The organism is Viridibacillus arvi (assembly GCF_001274945.1).
Taxonomy (GTDB): Bacteria; Bacillota; Bacilli; order Bacillales_A; family Planococcaceae; genus Viridibacillus; species Viridibacillus arvi.
In genome coordinates, this window is sequence record NZ_LILB01000004.1 from 1 (window position 1) to 967 (window position 967).

Here is a 967-nt window from a genome sequence, read left to right on the forward strand (position 1 = left end):
ATCAAACAATTAGAAATGGAAAATGCGTACTTAAAAAAGTTGAATACTTTAGTTCAAATGCAAGAAAAATTACAAATCAAATCAAAGCGCAAGTAATTTATGAACTAAAGGAAATCTATGAAGTAGTGGAGTTAATCAAAGTCGCTGATATTCCACGTAGCACGTATTACTATTGGGAAAAGCGTTTGAATCGTACTGATAAATACGTTGATGTGAAAGTAGCAATTCAGACTATTTACCATGAACATAAGGGACGTTATGGTTATCGTCGGATCACCAAAGAATTGAAAAGATACGGCTTTCACCATGATCCTAAAACGATTAACTGTTTGATGAATACCATCGGTATTAAATGTGAAGTCCGTATGAAGAAATACCGTTCGTATAAAGGAAACGTCGGGAAAATTGCCCCAAACATATTACAACGCGATTTTAAAGCGGCGAAGATGAACGAGAAATGGGTAACAGACGTGACAGAGTTCCATCTATTTGGTGAGAAACGCTATTTATCACCTGTACTTGATTTGTGCAATGGTGAAATCATTGCCTATAAGATAATGAATCGACCAGTGTATAAACTAGTTCATGATATGTTAGAACAAGCATTGGAACGCCTTCAATCAGGTGATCAAGTCATTCTTCATTCGGACCAAGGTTGGCACTATCAAATGAAAAAGTATCAACGAACATTAAAACAACACGGGATTAAACAGAGTATGTCCCGTAAGGGTAATTGTTTGGACAACGCAGTCATCGAAAACTTCTTTGGCTTATTAAAATCTGAACTCCTGTACCTACAAGAATTTGAATCCATGACGCATTTTGAACAGGAGCTCGCCGATTATATTCACTATTACAATCACAAACGAATGAAGGAAAAATTAAAAGACCTAAGCCCGGTGGAATACCGAACTCAGGTCTTAGAAGCTGCTTAACTAAATATGTCTAACTTTCTTGGGTCAGTTCA

Annotated in this window: 1 pseudogene; it reads left to right on the forward strand. The window is 36.5% G+C overall.

What is annotated here, in order from left to right:
• Positions 1–935 (forward strand): annotated as a pseudogene (locus AMD00_RS09395) (IS3 family transposase); the annotation flags it as partial.
• Between the last annotated feature and the right edge of the window lie 32 nt (positions 936–967).